We start from the raw sequence: 20,565 nt of genomic DNA on the forward strand, positions 1-20,565 counted from the left end.
ATCACTCTTTCCTTACCGCGCCCCAAGGGCCGACCCGTGCGATCACCGCCTCGCTGACCCGGTCCTCGCCGCTCATGTCGGGTTCATGCCCGAACAGTGCGGCGCGGGCCCCGGCCTTGTCCACTTGATATTCACGGGCAAGAAACTCGGCCACATAGGCCTTTTTCGGCTCCGACCAGCCACCATAGGTACGGTAGAACAGTTCCTTGTGGCAAATGAACATCTGGCGCGGGTCCAGCGGTGCAAGCTCGGCCAGCAGCATATTCACAAGATCGCGGTTCGGGGTATTGGCGGCGCGCAGCGAATAGAAATAGGCCGGATGATCCGAGGTGATACGCGGCCAAGGCCCACCATCGGTCGCCCAGCGCAACAATTGCGCGAGGCCATGATAGGCTTCGGGCAAGCGATCCGCGTGATTGCGCGCCAAACGCCGCATGTCGCTGCGGTCCAGCCCGGTCAGATCAATGCCCGCATCCGCGGCGGCGTCAACGGTCAGAAAGTCCATCTTCTGTTGCAGGATCGCGGCGGCATCCACGCCGCGGGCCTTGACGATCGGCTCGACCAGATCGTTGTAATTCAGAAATTTGGCGATCTGGTTTCGCTGCGACGGATCAAAGACATATTTGATCGGCAGATCCTCTGGCCTTTCACCCATGCAGATCGCCGCCGGGTGATCCAGATCCGGGAACAGATACATGCCGCCGAAATGCGCCGTCCAGAAGTTGCGCTGTTCAAACACCGTGTGGCGCAGCCGGACAGGGTTGCGGGTGACGTCGCCGGTCTCTTTCGCCGTTTCGATCATCTTCGCGATCAGCACATCGTCGAACCACGCGTCTTCTTCGGTTTTGAACTGTTCGACCATGCCCGCCAGCTGCTCGGCCTTGCGCAGAGTGCCGCCCACGGTGTCGGCCTCGATCTCAATCTTGCGCAGGTTCAGCAGGTCGCGCGGGGTGGTGAGTTTGAAGACCGAGTTCACCAATTCTCCGGCCACCGCATCGGTGGCGGTCAGGGCAAACAGCTGCGCCTCGTTCATCTCGATAAACTCGCGCAGAATATCGCGCGAGGTCGAGAATTTGACGTTCAGCAGCGGCGCGCGTTTCTGCTCGGTCGTCAGCAGAATGAACTGCCGGTTGACTCCGTTGGGGTTGAGGTAGAGCGGGTCGTCCAGTTCAATCCCCACCTCGGGCGAATAACCCGAGATATCGACATGGAAATCCGTCAGCGCCGTGGTTTTGCCCGCCAGATGCTGCAACGCGCGGTTATACCGCTCGACCAGAGCCGGGCTGGAGATGTGGACGAGGTTGCCGAACATCAGGCCTTTTTCGATGAGGCGGATCATAATTCTTCCCCAAAATCTCGGCATACAAACAGCGGGACACGAAAATCGGAAACGTCTCCAACCTTCTCTGACGTAACCCAAAACACGCACTTTTTTAGAAACTTGCCAGGAAGTTCTGGCGCTACCAATTTAGAAAAAACGTGCAAATGGGAATTTCTCACCCAGCTGTTTGCCTTCAAATTCCAACTAAACAGCTCGTCAATTAGTTTGTCTCTCGATGCTGCATTAGAAGGAGAGGCACCGTGTCGGTTTAGCCTGCCAGCAAACATGACCTCTTCGCCGAAAGGATAGAACGAATTTCCAGCTTGCTTGTGTACAAACATGCTAGCAACGCCCTCGTTCTTTACGTGGTCTAGGTTTTTTTTTGCGGCGCCGAACGAGTAATGCCCCGCAGCCTCGTTTCTTACATCTCTCGCGAGTGAATACGATTCATCTAGTTGAAGTTCTTCCTTGAACTTGCGCAAGCAGTATTCGGCAACGCGTCTTACCTCGCTCTCAGCAGAGTCTTTGCCGTTGACCAATTTCTTGATGCACTCATGAAACTCGAAGAGTTTCAATGTCCAAATCCTCAAGATGCAGCTTTGTTGAATGAAAGCAGCAACGTTTATTGGTTCGTCTTTTTCGGAAGTCTGCGAAGTAGATAGAACCATACGCGCGATAACGTTCAACTCTGTAACTGCAAAACTACTCACCGCAAATAAAGCCAAACTGTCTCGGGAAACGTGGCTTAGTTCGCCCACATTCAGAGGCAATTCCTTAAAGTGTAGAGCAGAGTAGTTTTCGCCGCTCACCCCTTCCCCTCCAGATACCGCCGCTTGGCCTCTTCCATCCGTCCCATCTCACGCACAGCGTTCTCGATAGCGACCTCGTCGCTCTTGTCGGCATAGCGGAATTCGCTGTCGGCGTAGCGATTGATCTCCTGGATCACCATCTCGACCGTGATCGGCTGGCGCAGCTCCTCGATCATCGCCTTCTTGGTGTCGTAGTCGCGGAACAGGAACAGGTCGGGGTTTTCCATCCATTCGTCGGGCAGTTCGAAATCCATCGCGCGGACCTTGACCGCGTCGGTGATGTTCTTGATCGCGCGGCCGGTAAAACGCTCATCCGCCTGCTGGATCGCCTTGAGGTAGGTGCCCAGCTTGGCGATCGTATCCATCTGGCCGATCTGGCCAGAAACACGCTCATAGACCCGCAGCAACGCGTCCTCGTGCGGGCGCGAGTGGCTTTCGAAACTGGCGGCGACGGCCTTTTTGATTTCCTGCGCGGCATAGGCTTCGTGTTCACCCAGCGGGATGTCGTGGTTGCGCCCCATCAGCAGGTGCAGGATGTCGATGTAATCCTCGCGTGTTTGCGGCCCGTCCACCAGGAACCGCGCACCCGCCCGCTGGCGCAGGGCGTCGTCCACATTCTCGGGGTAGTTCGAGAACATGCCAAAGGTGCAGTTGCCGCGCACCACGGTGTTGGCCCCAGCAAAGCTCTCCATCAGCACGGCGGTGATTTCCAGCTGGCCCGCGCTGGACTGCCGGTCGCCCCGTTTGCCCGCCAGCTGATCGATATCGTCGATCGTGCCAAAACCGATGACCGAGGGGTCGATGATCGTGTTGATGAACGCCTTGGCATTCTGGCCGGATTTTCCCTGATAGCTGTCGATATTGTCGGTGCTCAGGTTCTGATAGCGGAATGGATAGCCCGCGTTCTGGCAGTAGTCATTAATCAGCCCGGCCATCATCTGGATCAGGGTCGTCTTGCCGGTGCCCGGCTTGCCGTCGCCCATGAAGGTAAAGATGAATCCGCCAAGCTCCGCGAACGGATTCAGGCGGCGGTCAAAATCATAAGCCATCAGCATCTTGGCTAGCTTCATGGCCTGATACTTGGCGATATGATTGCCCACCACCTCGTTCGGTTTCTTGAACGTCATGGTGAGCGTGGTGGATTTGGCCTTCGACGCGGGCTCAAATCCCCGGATCGTCAGATCGTCGGCCTCGATATGCCAGGCGGCGTTCTGGAACGGGGCCAGATGGCCAGCCGTTTGCGCGCGCAGAGCAGCTTTTTCCATCAGTTGCTCTGCATAGGCACTGGTGGCCGCGATCAGATGGGCATCATCGGGCGCGTGCTTGGCCAGAACCTGATCCAGCTCCCACAGGGCACCGTGCAGGGCGAGTTGGCCGTTGTCTGTCAGGACCTCTTCGATTTCACCGATTTCGACCGTGGCCTCCCCCAGATGCGAGGACATCAGATAGGCCAACGCATTGCCGAAGGTGTGCAAGGTGGTCAACGCTTCGGCGGTCAGCAGATCCGAGAATTCGGTCTTGCGCGCGGCGGCAAGATCTCCGGCCAGATTGGCGCGTTTCAGATCGGCCAGCGGGGTCTGGTCGGCATAGGTTTCGGCCACGGTTAAAGCGATGGCAATCGCCCGGCGGATCGCCTGCTGTGTGGTCGCCTGCTGTGGGGACACCAGCGCATCGCCGTCATCCGCGGCCTCGATCCGTTCGACCAGATGCACCCCATCGGCCCGGGCAGTGCGGCGGGTTACCAACCCCGGCGTGGTCGACCGAAACCGCCGCCCCGTCGACACACCGGGGGACCGTTCGACGGCGGCCTCGGCGGGTTTGGCTATACGCGGCGCATGCTCAAACCCGTTCAGCAATGCGGTGGCGGCAGGATAGTGCTTGCGAATATCGTCTTCGCGCAATTCCATCTGGTCTGATGTCAAACTCATTTCAAAATCGCCTTTGTATTATCAATATCGCAACACCTGCCCGGACTTGCTGACCACGAATTTGCGCACATCTGCAAAGCCCGGCGGATTGCGTTCGGCCAGAACCTGGAACGGACGCTGCGGAAGGATTATCGAGCGCTGGGTGCGTGTGGCCCCGGTCTCGGCCCCCTGTCCGCCGAAGGGGTCCAACGCAAAGACCTCGCGCTCGACGGTCGAGAACCATCCGGCGCGTTCTTCGATCACCTCTTCGCTGTGCAGCTCTTCGGTGGTCCAGGCCAGTGCCCAGTCCTGCCCCGCGGGGGCTTGCGCGTCTTCCAGCACCTGCCGCAGAGGGCCGGACTGCTCGGTATAAGCCGAGGAATACATCGGACCCACATGAATGCGGCGTAGGTGTTTGGGGTGCAGGTCGTCGAAATCCTGATCGAAGCCTTTGGCGATGGTCACCAGTTTCAGCCCGGCCAAGGATTGCGCCATCAGATGCGCCTGCACTTCAGGCCAGCGGCGTTGATCCTTGGGCAGGGCAGTTTTGCCGCTGTCCTCCAACTGCATCAGGTAGATGACCGGCAGGTTGATCTGGCTGTCATAGACCGCCCAATGAATCAGGAATTTCCTACGTTCGCCCTCGGTCTCGATCCAATGGCACTCCGGATCATTGCGGGCCCAGAACAACTGACCTTTCAGCAATTCCTCGTAATAGAGTCTTTGCGACAGCGCGAATTGCAGCTTGGTGGGGATTTCCCTGTCGCTGATGATGGTCCGCACCATCTCGGTTTTCAGGTCATCTTCCGAGGGCATATTCGCCAGATGTACCTGCGCCTGCTGCGCGTCATTGGCCATGGTCAGCAACTCGGCCGCCACCGGAAACCCGCTGTCGCGCTTGTCCATGGCGAGGCTGCCAAAGAACCGCCCGGTATCACGCCCGACCAGCAGGTATTTCATGCTCAGCGCGCGGAAGGTGTAGAGCAACCCCGAGAGGTAACGCGAAATAATCCGCACCTCTTGCTTGCTGATCGCGCCCTCCGCCTCCATCGTCGCGGCCACGCGCAGGAGGTGGACGGTGATCACCTCGAATTTGCGGAAATAGCGGCGCGAGGCGAAGGTGTCGGTCAGACCGACATGGTCTTGGGTGGGGTTAGTCATTGGCGGCTCTCAGCAGCATTTCACCTATTGAAATCACTGCGGTTCATCCTTGACGGAAGGCACTCTTCCTAACGCATCGAGTTCAAAGAAACTAAAGACCATATTGGCCTCCGATTGGTGCGCATTGAAAAATTTTGGCTCTCGGCTCCTAATTGTGTGAGCAGTCATGGAAAACAGCGCTCGCGCGAGATTTCCGAAACACCCAAGCAAAATAAACAGAAGTGTTAGAAAGAGTATCGCGACCAGAATTCCGTTTATGCCGTCCTGACTGGTGATAAGAAATGGTGCGTCAGCACCAATTTTCGCCAAGGAAACACCGTCGTCAGAGAACAGTGAAACTAATCCCCCTGCAACCGTGATCAAAATGCCTAAAAGGCCAAATTTACGAAAAACTTTCCAGTTCCACATTAGGGGTTATCCCCCATACAAATTCTTATCATGCTTCTCGACAATCGAGGCAAAACGGCGGGCAAAGCGTTCATCCGCCTTGGCCTTTTTCTCCAGCACGTCGCGGGCAAAGACCATGTGGTCCTCATGCGCCTCAAGCATGTCGGCCATTTTCTGGTTGGTCGCGGTGCCGATGGCGGCCATGGCTGTCTGCGCCTCCTGGTCGGTCTGCACACCGATCTCGTTGATGCGGTGGGCCACGTCCTGCTGCTGCGCGGTTTTTAGCGATTTGGTCAGGGCGTCATACAGCACAACGCGCTGCTGCGTGTCTGTCTGCAGCTTGTTGATCAGCACCATCTGCGTCGCAGCCTGGTTCTGCAGTGAATCGACCCAGGTCTTGCCCTTTTCGATGTACCGTTCCAGCGTTTGAGACTTGGCCAGCTTGACCTGCTCTTCCTGAACCTTGGCGTTGTATTGCTTGTTCAGTTCGGCCAGTTCGGTTTCGAGCTTGGTGCGCGCGGCGGCGTCCTGCTCGACACTGATCTTGTTTTCCAGCGTGATGATCGCCGGGTCCATGCCCTGAATCTCGGCCCGCAGCGCTTCCAGTTCAGCCACGGTCGCCTCGCGGTCGTCCAGCGTGACGGTCAGGTTGTTCTCCACCTTCACGCGCTGCTCTTCCAGCAAGGCCAGTTGTCCTTCCAGCAGCTTCACGATCACGTCTGATTTCGCGATCAGGTCCTGCAGTTTGTCGTCGATATTGGCTGAGCGCATCCGTTCTTGGCGCATGGACTCGGATTTACCCTTCGAGAAGATGCCCACGAACGATTCCCACCCGGTCTTCGAGCGCATTTCGTCGAAATCCTTGGAAAACGCGCTGGTGACGTCGTCCAGCCCCATGATCAGTTCGGCGATGTTCGCGTTCATCACCTCGGTGTGGGCGTGCACGTCTTCAAGCGTGGCATTTTCGATGTCGATATCCGCTTCGGCCGTTCCGATCTTGGCGCGTGCGGCCTCGATCCGCGAGGTCAGCCCTTCGATCTGCGACTGGCTTTCGCGCACCTTGGCCTGAGTTTCCTCGATCAATGCTTCGAATTGCTGGTTCGACATCTGTCCAATCCTTGTTTTTCTTATCTACCCAACAAGATAGGGAATGTTATAACGATTTACATCCCCTTGGGTCTCTCAAATCACCGGAACTTTGGCAAAACCCTATCGAAAAAGATAGGCGTCAAAACCAACAGCTGGCTGGCTTTTGATGCTTTCCGGCCCTTGCATCGCACGTCGATCGATTTTTTGATCAAATCTGGATTGATTGACGCCCCCGGGTGGCCCTAGACATGTTCTGCGCCACCTGATTGGGTACGCGCAAATTCTTTCCCTTCCCGGAGGCCGACCCATGCTGGATACCACGACCGACCTGAAATCGCTTTTGAAGAACCCCGACCTTCTGGTCACCAAGGCCTATATCGGCGGGCAGTGGGTCGATGGTGACAACGGCACCTTTGCCGTCACCAACCCGGCCCGCGGCGACGTGATCGCCGAGGTCGCGGATGTCAGCCGCGCCCAGGTGGCCGGTGCCATCGCGCAGGCCGAGGCGGCACAGAAGGAATGGGCCAAGCTGACCGGCAAGGAGCGCGCCGCGATCCTGCGCCGGTGGTTCGACCTGATGATGGAAAACGCCGAGGATCTGGGCAAGATCCTGACCGCCGAACAGGGCAAACCCCTGGCCGAGGCGGTGGGCGAGATCGCCTATGGCGCGTCCTTCATCGAATTCTTCGGCGAAGAGGCCAAGCGGGTCTATGGCGAGACCATCCCCGGCCATCAGCGCGACAAGCGGATCATGGTGCTGAAACAGCCTATCGGGGTGGCGGCCTCGATCACGCCGTGGAACTTCCCCAACGCGATGATCACGCGCAAGGCAGGCCCGGCACTGGCCGCCGGCTGCGCCTTTGTCGCGCGCCCGGCCACCGAAACGCCCTTGTCGGCGCTGGTGCTGGCGCTGCTGGCCGAACAGGCCGGCGTTCCGGCGGGTGTGTTCAACGTGGTGCCCTCGTCACAGGCCAGCGAGATCGGCAAGGAGTTCTGCGAGAACCCCGGCGTGCGCAAGCTGACCTTTACCGGCTCGACCGAGGTGGGCCGGATCCTGCTGCGCCAGGCCGCGGACCAGGTGATGAAATGCTCGATGGAGCTGGGCGGCAACGCGCCGTTCATCGTGTTCGACGACGCCGATCTGGATGCCGCCGTCGAAGGCGCGATGCTGTGCAAATTCCGCAACAACGGCCAGACCTGCGTCTGCGCCAACCGCATCTATGTGCAGGCTGGCGTCTATGACGCCTTTGCCGCCAAGCTCAAGGCCGCGGTCGAGGCGTTGAAAATCGGCGACGGCCTGTCCGATGGCACAACGACCGGCCCGCTGATCAGCGACGAGGCGGTGGCCAAGGTGCAGGAACATATCGCCGATGCCACGGCCAATGGCGGCGCGATCCTGACCGGAGGCCTGCCGCACGATCTGGGCGGCACCTTCTTCCAGCCCACGATCATCACCGACGTGACCCAGGACATGAAGGTCGCGCAGGAAGAGACCTTTGGTCCGCTGGCGCCCCTGTTCAAATTCGAGGACGAGGACGAGGTCATCGCCATGGCCAATGACACGATCTTCGGCCTCGCCTCGTATTTCTACGCCAAGGATCTGAGCCGCGTGTACAAGGTGGCCGAGGCGCTGGAATACGGCATCGTCGGCATCAACACCGGCATCATCAGCTCGGAACTGGGCCCGTTTGGTGGTGTCAAGCAATCCGGCCTTGGCCGGGAAGGCAGCCACCACGGCATGGAAGACTATCTCGAGATGAAATACATCTGCATGGCGATCTGATCGGACGGACCATGAGACCAGGGCGCCTTTGGGCGCCCTTTTTCTTTGCAACCGTCATGAAAAAACCCCGCGTCCGGAGGAACGCGGGGTTGTGCGACAACCGAGGGAGGAGACGATCATCGCCGCTTGGGCGGTCTCAGCCTCAGTTCACGGGCTTGGCGTCAACCACGTCCTTTTCGATCGCCTTGGTCGAGGTGATCTCGATCCGGCGCGGTTTCAGCGCTTCGGGCACCTCGCGCTTCAGGTCGATGTGCAGCATGCCGTTTTCCAGGCTGGCGCCGGTCACGCGGACGTGGTCGGCCAGAGCAAAACGACGCTCGAAGGCGCGGGTGGCGATGCCGCGATGCAGATAGGTGCGCTTGGTGTCTTCGGTGGCTTTCTTACCGGCCACGACCAGCGCGTTTTCCTTGACTTCGATCGTCAGGTCATCTTCGGCAAAGCCGGCGACTGCGATCGAAATGCGATACGCATCGGCATCGGTTTTTTCGATGTTGTACGGGGGATAGCTGGGTTGTGACACTTCGCTGGTCATGACCCGATCCATGATGTCGGCAATCTGGTCAAAGCCGACGGTTGCACGGTGCAGTGGTGCAAAATCAAAGCTACGCATGTTCGTTATCCTCATGTTCAGAGCGATTTACGAGTTTTGCCCTCCGATTGGACGGGCGTTGGTCATCGTCGGACCCCGGTTTGGCTGCCCGACACACATGAAATGGGAAAGGATCTGGCTGAGTTCAAGACCCGCCGGAGCTGATGAATTTCGCGCCTGAGCTGGACTTGCCCGAGCCGACCTGCAGCCGCCGGATCTTGGCCTTTGGCTGCGGCGCATCCCGCCGCATGATGGCCTTGAGGTCCGAGACGATCCCCTCAAGTTCCATGCCGAACCCGACCTTCCGACGGCCGTCGGTACCAACCGCAGATACCACCGACAGGATCTGCCAACGCGGCCCATTGCGGGCCAGAATTGCCGAACCGGAAGATCCAAACGTGACATCGCAATTGAAGGTAATCAAACCTTGGCGCCGCTCCAGAATCCGGCAGGACCGCTGGCGCGTGATTGCCTCGGATCGGCCGCGCCCGTACGAAGCGATGCTGATCTCATCCCCGGCGACCCGGCCACTGTGCAATGCAAATGGGTTGGCGACGGTATACGGGATCGGTTGATCCAGTCGCATCAGGGCGACATCGACCCGGACCATCTCGGGTGACAGGCCAACCCGGGGGTCATAGTCGGGAAGGACGGCGATCTGCACGACCGTGCCTTCGGCAAGCGCATGTCCATCGCTCAGACCTGCGCGAAAGGTGACTTCGCCGGGTGCGTAGGTCCGGCCGGTGGCCTTGTCCGTCGCACAATGGGCTGCGGTCAGAACAAGATCCTGCGCGATCAGCGTACCCGTGCAGAACGAGCGGTCTCCGATGTCCAGCCGCCCGATGGCCTCCCAACCATACAGGTCGTCCCGATCGGTCAGCCGGCGCTTGCCACTGTCCTGGGCCACCGCCGACGCAGCAATCCCGGCCAAAATCAGGGCCGCTGTCACGATACGGCGGATCATGGCCGGACAAACCTTGCGCCGACGTTCTTTCCCGGCTCGAGCGTCTTGCCGGACGCGCCAAATCCATTCCCTGCGGACAGTTCGGTGCGCAGCACCTCCAGCGACTCTTCCAGCGCTGTTCCCAACGATACCCGCCGGCCTTCCAATTCGGCCTTCGCGGACACGACCGATACGATCCGGGGGTGATCCCCTGAGAACGAGAAGATCGGCGCGCCGGACGCACCCAAATCCACGTCACAGGACATGACCAGCACCCCCGATTGCTGCGCCATGACCGAGCAGACCTGTTGCAGCGAAGGGGCTTCTGCGCGGTTGTGGGCGTACGAGACCACTCCGACATCCTCGCCACGCGTTGGCCTGTAGCCGGTTTCAAACGGGATCACGGTCGTATTTCGGATCGGCTGCCATAACTCGATCAGCGCGACGTCGTGGCGCACGCGGCTGACGGATGCGGCGCGGTCATATTCGTATTCCGGATGAATGACCGCCTGGCGCGCCGTGCGATAGGCCGATGCGCGGCCGTGTCGCCACCCCGCCAGAAACTCGATTTGGCCCGGATCAATTCGTTGGTGGGTCGCTTGGTCGAACAGGCAATGCGCTGCAGTCAGAACAAGCGTGGGTGAGATCAACGCACCAGTGCAGAAGCCGGTGCCGTCGATGTTCAGCCGTCCGACCGCCATCCATTCGCGCCCGGAATCCGAGGTTTCAAGGCTTTGCAGCCCAGTATCCTGCGCCGTGGCTGCCAATGGCAGAACACATAACGCTATCGCCCTGCTCCATGTGCGCACGCGGTTCTCCGGCATGAGGTATCGGCCAATCTACTTACGCCTGGCGTTTGGCGAAAATAGGGCAGAGCCGGACCGCACCTAATCCGCACCAGACTGATGCGTCGGCGCATCAGGCCCGATCACCGCAGGATCGGCACCGTATCCGCAGGCTGTCCGGCCCGATCCAGTGCAGGGGGCCGAGGCCCGCCCGTGGCCCAATCCAACAGCTCGACCGTATGCACGATGGGCAGTTGGGTACCCGACCCGATCTGCATCATGCAGCCGATATTCCCGGCCGCGATCAGATCGGGGTTCTTGGCTTCGAGCGTGCGCACCTTGCGCTGTTTCAGCTTGGCCGAGATCTCGGGCTGCATCAGGTTGTACGTGCCCGCGCTGCCGCAGCACAGGTGGCTGTCGGCGGGTTCGACCACCGTGAACCCCGCCTTTTTCAGCAGATCCTTGGGATAGGTTTTGATCTGCTGCCCGTGTTGCAGCGAGCAGGCCGCGTGATAGGCCACCGTCAGCCCCTTGTCGTCGCCCTGCGGCAAGTCCAGCTGCATCAAGAATTCGCTGACATCCATGGCAATGCCCGACACCCGCGCCGCGTCCTCGGCCAGCGGGTCGTTGCGGAACATGTGCCCATAATCCTTGACGGTGGTGCCGCAGCCCGAGGTGTTGATAACGATCGCATCCAATCCCTTGCCGTCCATCTCGCGCGTCCAGGCACGGATATTGGCGGCGGCGGTGGCATGGCTTTCGTGGGTCTTGCCCATGTGATGGGTCAACGCTCCGCAGCAGCCGGCGCCCTCGGCCACGACGACCTCGCAGCCCAGCCGGGTCAGCAGGCGGATCGTGGCATCGTTGATGTCGGTGTTCAGCGCCTTTTGCGCACAGCCCGTCATCAGAGCCACGCGTTTGATCGCCTGCCCTTCGGGCGCAAAGCTTTGGGGGTCGTCATTGCGGCTGACCGGCGGGATGTGTTTCGGCGCCATGTCCAGCATCGCCTTCAGGCGCGCATCGGGCATCAGAAAGCGGAACGGCCGCCCCAGCCTGGCCCCGATCAGCGCCCAGCGGAACCGCATCGGATAGGGCAGGATCCGCGCCAGAACCCACCGCAGCGCCCGGTCCGAGAAGGGGCGCTTGTAGCGGTTTTCGATATATTCACGCGCGTGATCGACCAGATGCATGTAATGGACGCCCGACGGGCAGGTCGTCATGCAGGCCAGGCAGGACAGGCAGCGGTCGATATGCTTGACGGTCTTTTCATCCGGCACACGCTCGTTTTCCAGCATGTCCTTGATCAGGTAGATGCGCCCGCGGGGGCTGTCCAATTCGTCGCCCAGCACCTGATAGGTTGGGCAGGTGGCGGTGCAGAACCCGCAATGCACGCAGTTGCGCAAAATCTCGTTTGCGCGGCGGGTGCCGGGGTCTTTCAATTGGTCTTCGGTGAATGTGGTCTGCATCGCCCTATCCCATCAGCCCGGGGTTGAACATTCCGCGCGGGTCGAATTTCTGTCGAATCCCCTGTGTCAGAGCCGCAATGCCCTGCGGTTCCGGCTGGAACCGGCCCAGCCGGGCAAGGGTATCGGCCCCGGCCCGCACCAGCGTGGCGTGGCCGGAAAACGCGCCAATGCGCCCGCGCAGGTCGGTGCTTGCGGGCACCAGCGCCCAGATTAACCCGCCGCCCCAGTCGAACAGGGTCCGGTCGGCCTCGGCCCGCGCGGCGATTTCGGACGCGTCGCCGGGTTTGACCGAGATCCGCCAGACGTCGCCAGGCGTGTCTGCGAAATCGGCCGCATCGCGGACCCTCTGCCACAGGGCGTCCGACGGCTCGACCGGATCAACCGCGCCGAACTGGCCCAGCAACTCCTGCAGTCGCCCGGAGCGATACGAGACGGACTCCGCAAACCCCTCAATCCGGATCAAGGCGCGCTGCTGCTGCGGATAATAGGCTGCGCCGGTGACCTCAAAGGGTGATTTCAGTGCCTCGGACAGGACGCGAACCGCAGTCGCTGCGTCCTTGGCGGGTACGGCCAGCGTCGCGTTGGCCTCGGGTTTGGGCAGCACTTTCAGCGACATCTCGGTCAGCACGCCCAGCGTGCCCCAGGACCCGGCCATCAGCTTGACCAGGTCATAGCCGGTGACGTTCTTCATCACCCGGCCGCCATTCTTGATGACCTGCCCCTGCCCGTCGACAAAGCGCACGCCCAGCAGGAAATCGCGGCAGGCACCGGCCTGGATCCGGCGCGGCCCCGAGACGTTGGCGGCCACGACACCGCCGATCGTGGGCGCGCCCGAGGACCCCAGTAGGGCGCGGTGATCCATCGGTTCGAATGCCAGTTGCTGGCCTTCGGCCTCCAACGCGGCCTCGATCTCAGCCAGCGGGGTTCCAGCCTGCGCCACAAGCGTCAACGCCCCGGGCTCGTACAGGGTGATACCGCGCAGCCCCTCGGTGCTCAGCATCCGGTCGGGGCCGGTCACACCACGGGTGCCGCCACCGAAAACGCGTACCGGTTCGTTCAGGCCGGCCACGATTTCGGCCAGTTCAGACTCTGATTCAGGTCTCATTGCGGTGTCCGTTCTGTCTTGGGAGTCATTCCGCCGCCATCGGCACGACGCGCCGGGCCGCACTAGCATCCAGCGGGAACACCTTGGCGGGGTTCAGCAGCCATTTAGGGTCGAACACGTCCTTCACGGCCATCTGCGCCTCAAGGTCCTGAGGCGCGTATTGATGATGCATCAGGTCGCGCTTTTCGATACCCACCCCATGCTCGCCGGTCAGGCAGCCGCCGGCGTCCACGCACAGTTTCAGGATCTCGGCCCCGAAGGCCTCGCATTTTTCCAGATCGCCGGGCTTGTTCGCGTCGAACAGAATCAGCGGGTGCATGTTGCCGTCGCCGGCGTGGAACACGTTGCCCACGGGCAGACCAAACTCATTGCTCAGTTCACCGATGCGGCGCAGCACGTCCGGCAGGGCCGACACCGGGATCGTGCCGTCCAGGCACATATAGTCGTTGATCTGCCCCATCGCGCCAAAGGCCGATTTCCGGCCCAGCCAGATGCGGGCGCTTTCCTCGGCCGACTGGCTTTCGCGCAGTTCGACCGGGTTGTGGCGTTTGGCGATCTCGACGATCTTGGCCAGCTGGCTGTCGATCTCGGCGTCCGAGCCTTCGACCTCGACGATCAGCAGCGCCTCGCAATTCGGATAGCCGGCATGGGCAAAATTCTCGCAGGCCTCGATGCACAGCCGATCCATGAACTCGATCGCCACGGGCAGGATACCCGATTTGATGATGTCCGAGACGCATTCGCCCGCCACCGCATTGTCATCAAAGCCCATCAGGACCGGGCGCGCGCCCTCGGGCTTGCGCAGGATGCGAAGCGTCGCCTCGGTGACGACCCCCAGCTGACCTTCCGAACCGCAGATCACGCCCAGCAGGTCCAGCCCGCCGGAATCCAGATGCGCGCCACCGATCTCGACCACGCGGCCATCCATCAGCACCATGGTCACGCCCAGCAGGTTGTTGGTGGTCACCCCGTATTTCAGGCAATGCGCGCCGCCCGAGTTCATCGCGATATTGCCCGCAATGGCGCAGGCCAGCTGCGACGACGGATCGGGCGCATAGAAGAAATCCTCCTCTTCGACCGCGCCGGTGACGCTCAGATTGGTGCGGCCGGTCTGCACGCGGATGAAGCGGTTGTCATAGTCGACCTCAAGCACCTCGTTCATGCGGGCCACGCCCAGGATCACGCAATCGGCGGTGGGCAGCGCCCCACCGGCCAGCGAGGTCCCGGCCCCGCGCGGCACGACCGGCACGCTTTCGTCGTGGCAGATTCGCAGAATGTCCGAGACCTCCTGCGTCGAAGACGGCAGAACCGCGATCATCGGCGCGCATTTGTAGGCGGTCAGGGCGTCGCACTCATAGGCGCGGGTTTCGGACGGATCGGCAATGATGGCATCTTCGGGAAGAACCTGCCGCAGACGGGCAAGAACGCTGGCCTTGCGGGCCAGAACGTCGGGGTTGAGCTGTGGCATGTCCATGGCGGATCCTCCAGTTTGGTAAAATAATATTACCAATTTCTGCATCTGGCAAGTTGCCTTCGTCGGACGTACTGTCGCGCCATGACACTGACCGAACGCGCCCTGCTGTTTTCACCCCTCGACTACGCCGCCGTCCTGCTATTGCTGATCGCCTGGCAATGGATCGGATGGCGGATCGAGAACCCCGCGCCGGACAAGCGTTCGGTCGCGGTGATGATGGACGAATTCCGCCGCTGCTGGATGCGCGAAATGGTGACCCGTCAGCCCCGCATGTTCGACGCCCAGGTCGTCGGCACGATGCGTCAGGGCAGCACGTTCTTTGCCTCGACCACGATGATCGCCATCGGGGGGGGACTGGCCCTTCTGGGCAATACCGAGCGGCTGTCGGGCGTCGCCAAGGATCTGGCCATCGGCAGCGCACCGGCCATGGTGTGGGAGGTCAAGATCCTGATCATGCTGCTGTTTCTGTCGAATGCGTTTCTGAAATACGTCTGGGCGCATCGGTTGTTCGGCTACTGCGCGGTGCTGATGGCGGCGGTGCCGAACGACCCCGAGGATCCGCAGGCCTATCCGCGCGCAGCACAGGCGGCCGAGATCTGCGTGACCGCCGCGCGCAGCTTCAACCGTGCCCTGCGCGCCACCTATTTCGCGCTGGCCTCGCTGGCGTGGATACTGGGCCCGATCACTTTGATCATCGGCACGCTTCTGACGCTGGGAGTCCTGTACCGGCGCGAGTTTGCCTCGCATTCCCGCGCGATCCTGCTGAGCCTGCCGCCGGACACGCAGTCGTGATCGCGCCCCGCCCGATCAGATCCTAGACTGGCGAAATGCGACACCTGATCCCCTGCCTGTTTCTGGCCGCCCCGGCCCTCGCCGACCCGCCGACGGTCGAAAATGTCACCGCGACGCGCACGGGCGAGACCTGGCGATTCGACGTGGCCATCCGCCATCCCGATACCGGGTGGGACCACTATGCCGATGGCTGGCGTGTTCTGGCGATGGACGGGACCGAGCTGGGGATGCGGGTGCTGCATCACCCGCACGAGACCGAGCAGCCCTTTACCCGATCGCTGGGCGGGGTCGCGATCCCCGAAGGTGCGAGTCAGGTTCAGGTACAGGCCCGGTGCAGTGTCGATGGTTGGAACGCGGACACCACGCTTGTGGCTCTGGACTGATCGTCAGAACACGCCCAGCGACAACCCGGCGCCCAGCGCCGCGCCGATCTCGCGACATTTGTCCAGTTCATCCTCGGGGATGGTCTTTTCCGCCAATATCGCCTCAGGCGTCTGGGCATGGGTGCAGACGATGAGGGGCGGCTGCACCTCTTTCAAACGCCAACCGGTGGCGATGCGTGCCAGTTGCCGCGCCGCGTTCTGACCGTCGGACCCGGCGCAGATCATCTGCGCATAGGGCCGCCCCTCGATCCGGCCCAGAACCGGATAGTAGCATAGGTCGAAGAAGTCCTTCATGACGCCTGACAGCGCCGCGAGGTTCTCGGGCGCGCAAAAGATGTATCCGTCGGCCGCCAACAGATCGTCGGGCCCGGCCTGCTCGGCGGGCTTCAGGCTGATCTCGGCCTCGGCGCTGGCCGCCTGTGCGGCCGCCTCGGCCATCTGCCGGCTGCCGCCGGTGCGGGAATGGTAGACGATCAGCAGACGGGCCACGGCGGTCAGGCCCGATGGTACGGGCCGCCCGACAGGATCGTCGCGGCACGATAGAGTTGTTCCGACAGCATCACCCGGACCAGCATATGCGGCCAGACCATCGCGCCGAAAGAAATCGAAAAATCAGCCTCAGCCCGCAGCGCCGGGTCGATCCCGTCGGCACCACCGATGACAAAGGCCAGATCCTGCCGGCCCATGTCACGCCACCCGGCCAGTTTCTGCGCGAAATCGGGTGACGACATCACCTTTCCCCGCTCGTCCAATGTGCAGATCACCGCCCCAGTGGGCATCGCCTTGCGCAGCAAGCTGGCCTCGGCGCCCATACCGGCGTTCTTCTTGTCTTCGACCTCGATCACGCGCGCAGGCCCCAGGCCCAGGCCGCGGCCGGTCCGGTCGAAACGGGTCAGATAGTCGTCAAGCAGGGTCTTCTCCGGTCCGGCACGCAATCGCCCGACCGCACAAATGCTGATACGCATGTCGCTCTCGCCGCCGGCCCTTCAATACGGGCCGGGATGGCGCCTCAGTTGGCCGAGGCGCTGCCGCCCTGAGGCAACCACATCTTTTCCAGCTGGTAGAATTCGCGCACTTCGGGGCGGAAGATATGGACGATCACGTCGCCCGTATCGATCAGCACCCAGTCGCCGGCATCCTTGCCTTCGACCTTCGAGGTGAAACCGAATTCCTGCTTGATGCGATCCGTCAGCTTTTCCGCCATCGCCGACACCTGACGCGTCGACCGGCCCGAAGCGATGACCATGTAGTCGGCCACCGAAGACTTGCCCTGCAGGTTGATCTGCACAACATCTTCGGCCTTGTCATCGGAAAGTGAGGAAAGGATGCGTTCAAGCAGCTTGTCGCTGATTGACTGAGAGCGGGCCATCACAGCGGCCCCTTCATCGGCGGGCAAACCCGCCTGTGTGTGTAGAGACAGGACATGGTCCTCCTTGCTAAAGCGCCGTGTAACCCCGGCGCCGGGGTACTATTAAGGTAGCAAGGCAATTGCAACATTTCAATGAACGGCAACCGTTGATGGCTCGGGGCTGATCAATCCGTGTCCAGATGTGGCACAGCGGTGTCGGTGGCACCCTGCCCCAGCAGGCGCACTTCGCGCTGCGGGAAGGGAATCGAGATGCCCTCGGCCTGGAATGCATCCCACAGCGCCAGATAGACATTGCCGCGGATGTTGGTCAGGCCGGCCGTCGGGTCCCGGATCCAGAACCGCAGCACGTAATCGACGCTGCTGTCGCCGAACCCGGTGATGTGGCAGACCGGTTCGTGCTTGCCGCCGCTCAGAACGCGTTTGACTGATTTCACCGTTCGCACGGCGGTCTCGCGCACCTTGTGCGGGTCGTCGCCGTAGCTGGTGCCGAAGGTCAGATCGAGGCGGACGAACTCGTCGGAATGGGACCAGTTCACCACCTGCCCGGTAATCAGATCCTCGTTCGGGATCAGGTATTCGCGCCCGTCGCGGGTGACGACCGAGACGTAGCGGGCGCCCAGCGCGTTGATCCAACCGAACGTGTCGCCCAGCGAGATCACGTCGCCCGGCTTGATCGACCGGTCCATCAGGATGATGATCCCCGAGATCAGGTTCGACACGACCTTCTGCAGGCCGAAGCCGATACCGACGCCAACCGCACCGGACAACAGCGCGATCCCGGTCAGGTCGAATCCCAGCGTCCGGATCCCGACCAGAAAGACCAGCCCGTAAAACGCGACCTGGATCCCCTTGGCCAGCAGCACCTGCATTGAGGGCGAGATGTCGTCATTGCTTTTCAGCCCGCGTTCCGCCGCCCGGGTGCCAAGCCGCGCCAGCACCAACAACGTGCCGATCAGCAGAATGGCCTTGAGAATCCCCAATGCCGAGATGTGAAGGCTGCCGATCGAAATCGCCACGCCGTCCAGGAACTCGGCGACGTCATCGGTCAGACTCAGCGCGACCAGCGTGGCGTAGATCCACATCGACCAGCGGAAGATGCGCCGAATCGTCCGGTTGCGGACCAGTCGCGAAATCAGCGCGATCGCCAGCCACGCGGTTGCCAGCGTCGCCAGAACACCGATGATGTAACTCCGCGATGGCCAGGTGACCTGCTGCATCACCAGATAAACGCCCCAGGCCAGCACGACGAAGTAGACCAGCGTCATCCGCTGCATCAGCTGAACCAGAACCCGCAACCGCCATTTGGGCCATCCACTGCGCGCCCGCGCCCAGGCTTCCCACCGGCTTTTTGTCAGCAGAGTCAAAAGGAAGGACAGCGCCACCAGCCCCAGGATGATGGCGATCTGATACTGCCTCCACCCCGGAGTCACGATCAGCTCGACCAGGTTCCCAAGCTGCAACAGAAAGGCCTCGGCCATGTTGTCGAACAGCTCAGAAATCGAACTTGGGATCAAATCATTGTCCATGCGGGTCTCCTGCCGCCAGATTGAACAGCAATGTGGCGGCTTGCAAGGCCCACCGACCTGTCCCGGGACGCGGATTGAGCCTTGATTGACGAGGGGGCGCGATATATCTGGATCGCATGAGATTCCATCAGGCCCCTGCTCCGAACCTGCAAGACCGCGCGCGCCTGCGTGAACGGTTCTTCGGGGCCGCCCGCACGGTTCTGGCCCGCCTATAATCGGCGCCCAGCCACTCGCCAGCATTTCTCAATACAGACGGGAGAGGACCGATGTCCCCCAAAACACTCTATGACAAGATCTGGGATGCCCATGTCGTGCACGAAGCCGACGATGGCACCTGCCTGCTTTATATCGACCGCCACCTGGTGCACGAAGTCACCAGCCCGCAGGCGTTCGAGGGCCTGCGCATGGCGGGCCGCAAGGTGCGCGCGCCGGAAAAGACCATCGCCGTGCCGGACCACAACGTGCCCACCACGCCCGACCGCGTGAACGGGATCGAAAACCCCGAGTCGCGCATTCAGGTCGAAGCGCTGGACAAAAACGCCCGCGAATTCGGCATTCACTACTACCCGGTGAATGATATCCGTCAGGGCATCGTCCACATCGTCGGCCCCGAACAGGGCTGGACCCTGCCGGGCATGACCGTGGTCTGCGGCGACAGCCACACCGCCACCCACGGCGCGTTCGGCGCGCTGGCCCACGGCATCGGCACCTCCGAGGTCGAGCATGTTCTGGCCACCCAGACTCTGATCCAGAAAAAGTCCAAGAACATGAAGGTCGAGATCACCGGCAAACTGCAGCCGGGCGTGACCGCCAAGGACATCACTCTGGCCGTGATCGGCGAAACCGGCACCGCCGGCGGCACCGGCTATGTGATCGAATATTGCGGCGAAGCGATCCGCGACCTGTCGATGGAAGGCCGCATGACCGTCTGCAACATGGCCATCGAGGGCGGCGCCCGCGCCGGCCTGATCGCGCCGGACGAAAAGACGTTCGAATACGTCAAGGGCCGCCCGCACGCTCCCAAGGGCGCGCAGTGGGAGGCCGCCCTGGCCTGGTGGAAGACGCTCTATTCCGATGACGACGCCCATTGGGACAAGGTCGTCACCATCCGCGGCGAGGACATCGCCCCCGTGGTTACCTGGGGCACCAGCCCCGAAGACGTTCTGCCGATCACCGCGACCGTGCCCAACCCCGAGGATTTCGAGGGCGGCAAGGTCGAGGCCGCGCGCCGTTCGATCGAATACATGGGCCTGAAGCCGGGGCAGAAGCTGAGCGACATCGAGATCGACACCGTCTTCATCGGCTCCTGCACCAACGGCCGGATCGAGGATCTGCGCGCCGCTGCCGAGATCCTGAAGGGCAAAAAGATCAAGGACGGCATCCGCGCCATGGTCGTGCCCGGCTCGGGCCTTGTCCGCGCGCAGGCCGAAGAGGAAGGCATCGCCGACATCTTCAAGCAGGCCGGCTTCGAATGGCGCCTTGCGGGCTGTTCGATGTGCCTGGCCATGAACCCCGACCAGCTGACCCCGGGCGAGCGTTGCGCCGCCACCTCGAACCGCAATTTCGAGGGTCGTCAGGGCCGCGGCGGACGCACCCATCTGCTGAGCCCCGCGATGGCTGCCGCTGCGGCAATCACGGGAAAGCTGACAGATGTGCGTGAATTGATGTAAGGTCCC

At 61.6% G+C, this 20,565-nt stretch carries 20 protein-coding genes; 4 read left to right on the plus strand and 16 right to left on the minus strand.

Annotated elements, in window-relative coordinates; all coding sequences use genetic code 11:
- Window position 1: 1 nt before the first annotated feature.
- The 6 genes from ACR3EL_RS16605 to ACR3EL_RS16630 are packed head-to-tail and all read right to left on the minus strand — an operon-like array spanning window position 2 to window position 6,692.
- Window positions 2–1,339 carry a DUF6638 family protein gene (locus ACR3EL_RS16605; RefSeq protein WP_170589264.1) on the minus strand — a complete coding sequence of 446 codons (1,338 nt, stop codon included), beginning with the start codon at window positions 1,337–1,339 and terminating at the stop codon, window positions 2–4.
- Window positions 1,336–2,130, minus strand: coding sequence for a hypothetical protein (locus ACR3EL_RS16610; protein WP_141138496.1), 795 nt, complete (start codon window positions 2,128–2,130; stop codon window positions 1,336–1,338). The genes ACR3EL_RS16605 and ACR3EL_RS16610 overlap by 4 nt, the downstream gene beginning before the upstream one ends.
- The gene (locus ACR3EL_RS16615; protein ID WP_480722391.1) at window positions 2,127–4,058 is read right to left on the minus strand and encodes an AAA family ATPase; all 1,932 of its coding nucleotides are present in this window, start codon (window positions 4,056–4,058) and stop codon (window positions 2,127–2,129) included. The genes ACR3EL_RS16610 and ACR3EL_RS16615 overlap by 4 nt, the downstream gene beginning before the upstream one ends.
- Before the next feature lie 21 nt (window positions 4,059–4,079).
- Entirely contained in the window at window positions 4,080–5,198 is a 1,119-nt protein-coding gene (locus ACR3EL_RS16620; RefSeq protein ID WP_170342485.1) for a hypothetical protein, read from the minus strand.
- A gap of 33 nt (window positions 5,199–5,231) precedes the next feature.
- Window positions 5,232–5,606 (minus strand): hypothetical protein, encoded by a 375-nt coding sequence (locus tag ACR3EL_RS16625; protein ID WP_170369944.1) that lies wholly within the window; start codon window positions 5,604–5,606, stop codon window positions 5,232–5,234.
- A gap of 6 nt (window positions 5,607–5,612) precedes the next feature.
- On the minus strand, window positions 5,613–6,692 hold the full coding sequence (locus ACR3EL_RS16630) for a coiled-coil domain-containing protein (RefSeq protein WP_170342489.1): 1,080 nt from the start codon (window positions 6,690–6,692) through the stop codon (window positions 5,613–5,615).
- A gap of 289 nt (window positions 6,693–6,981) precedes the next feature.
- Here ACR3EL_RS16630 and ACR3EL_RS16635 point away from each other — a divergent pair, with 289 nt between their 5' ends.
- Window positions 6,982–8,457: an NAD-dependent succinate-semialdehyde dehydrogenase gene (locus tag ACR3EL_RS16635; RefSeq protein WP_170369948.1), complete on the plus strand. Its 1,476-nt coding sequence runs from the start codon at window positions 6,982–6,984 to the stop codon at window positions 8,455–8,457.
- Window positions 8,458–8,599: 142 nt separating this feature from the next.
- On the opposite strand, the gene ACR3EL_RS16640 is transcribed toward ACR3EL_RS16635, so the two are convergent.
- The 6 genes from ACR3EL_RS16640 to ACR3EL_RS16665 all read right to left on the minus strand — a co-directional run bounded on the left by ACR3EL_RS16640 (window position 8,600) and on the right by ACR3EL_RS16665 (window position 14,819).
- A complete protein-coding gene (locus ACR3EL_RS16640; protein WP_170342492.1) occupies window positions 8,600–9,067 on the minus strand; it encodes an Hsp20 family protein in 468 nt (155 codons plus the stop codon).
- A gap of 124 nt (window positions 9,068–9,191) precedes the next feature.
- Window positions 9,192–10,010: a trypsin-like serine peptidase gene (locus ACR3EL_RS16645; protein ID WP_170342494.1), complete on the minus strand. Its 819-nt coding sequence runs from the start codon at window positions 10,008–10,010 to the stop codon at window positions 9,192–9,194.
- The gene (locus tag ACR3EL_RS16650; protein ID WP_367646371.1) at window positions 10,007–10,798 is read right to left on the minus strand and encodes a trypsin-like serine peptidase; all 792 of its coding nucleotides are present in this window, start codon (window positions 10,796–10,798) and stop codon (window positions 10,007–10,009) included. The genes ACR3EL_RS16645 and ACR3EL_RS16650 overlap by 4 nt, the downstream gene beginning before the upstream one ends.
- A 119-nt stretch (window positions 10,799–10,917) precedes the next feature.
- The gene (gene glcF / locus ACR3EL_RS16655; RefSeq protein ID WP_170342498.1) at window positions 10,918–12,240 is read right to left on the minus strand and encodes a glycolate oxidase subunit GlcF; all 1,323 of its coding nucleotides are present in this window, start codon (window positions 12,238–12,240) and stop codon (window positions 10,918–10,920) included.
- A 4-nt stretch (window positions 12,241–12,244) separates the two neighbouring features.
- The gene (locus ACR3EL_RS16660; RefSeq protein ID WP_170342500.1) at window positions 12,245–13,345 is read right to left on the minus strand and encodes an FAD-binding protein; all 1,101 of its coding nucleotides are present in this window, start codon (window positions 13,343–13,345) and stop codon (window positions 12,245–12,247) included.
- A 25-nt stretch (window positions 13,346–13,370) separates the two neighbouring features.
- Entirely contained in the window at window positions 13,371–14,819 is a 1,449-nt protein-coding gene (locus tag ACR3EL_RS16665) for an FAD-linked oxidase C-terminal domain-containing protein (RefSeq protein ID WP_480722395.1), read from the minus strand.
- Window positions 14,820–14,900: 81 nt separating this feature from the next.
- Between ACR3EL_RS16665 and ACR3EL_RS16670 the strand changes: the two genes are divergently transcribed.
- Window positions 14,901–15,611: a DUF599 domain-containing protein gene (locus tag ACR3EL_RS16670; protein ID WP_170342504.1), complete on the plus strand. Its 711-nt coding sequence runs from the start codon at window positions 14,901–14,903 to the stop codon at window positions 15,609–15,611.
- Between the two features lie 35 nt (window positions 15,612–15,646).
- On the plus strand, window positions 15,647–15,994 hold the full coding sequence (locus ACR3EL_RS16675; RefSeq protein ID WP_170342506.1) for a hypothetical protein: 348 nt from the start codon (window positions 15,647–15,649) through the stop codon (window positions 15,992–15,994).
- Between the two features lie 3 nt (window positions 15,995–15,997).
- Here the strand turns inward: ACR3EL_RS16675 and ACR3EL_RS16680 are convergent, their stop codons facing one another.
- The 4 genes from ACR3EL_RS16680 to ACR3EL_RS16695 form a co-directional block, all read right to left on the minus strand.
- Window positions 15,998–16,483, minus strand: a complete 486-nt coding sequence (locus tag ACR3EL_RS16680) for a flavodoxin family protein (RefSeq protein WP_170342508.1) — start codon at window positions 16,481–16,483, stop codon at window positions 15,998–16,000.
- Window positions 16,484–16,488: 5 nt separating this feature from the next.
- A complete protein-coding gene (rlmH, locus tag ACR3EL_RS16685; RefSeq protein ID WP_170342510.1) occupies window positions 16,489–16,959 on the minus strand; it encodes a 23S rRNA (pseudouridine(1915)-N(3))-methyltransferase RlmH in 471 nt (156 codons plus the stop codon).
- Window positions 16,960–17,003: 44 nt separating this feature from the next.
- Window positions 17,004–17,363 (minus strand): ribosome silencing factor, encoded by a 360-nt coding sequence (gene rsfS / locus ACR3EL_RS16690; protein ID WP_093963679.1) that lies wholly within the window; start codon window positions 17,361–17,363, stop codon window positions 17,004–17,006.
- Between the two features lie 164 nt (window positions 17,364–17,527).
- Window positions 17,528–18,889, minus strand: a complete 1,362-nt coding sequence (locus tag ACR3EL_RS16695; RefSeq protein WP_480722399.1) for a mechanosensitive ion channel family protein — start codon at window positions 18,887–18,889, stop codon at window positions 17,528–17,530.
- 266 nt (window positions 18,890–19,155) lie between these two features.
- Here ACR3EL_RS16695 and leuC point away from each other — a divergent pair, with 266 nt between their 5' ends.
- Window positions 19,156–20,559 (plus strand): 3-isopropylmalate dehydratase large subunit, encoded by a 1,404-nt coding sequence (gene leuC, locus ACR3EL_RS16700; protein ID WP_170359845.1) that lies wholly within the window; start codon window positions 19,156–19,158, stop codon window positions 20,557–20,559.
- Window positions 20,560–20,565 lie beyond the last annotated feature (6 nt).

Source organism: Ruegeria sp. BJ3, from assembly GCF_056535665.1.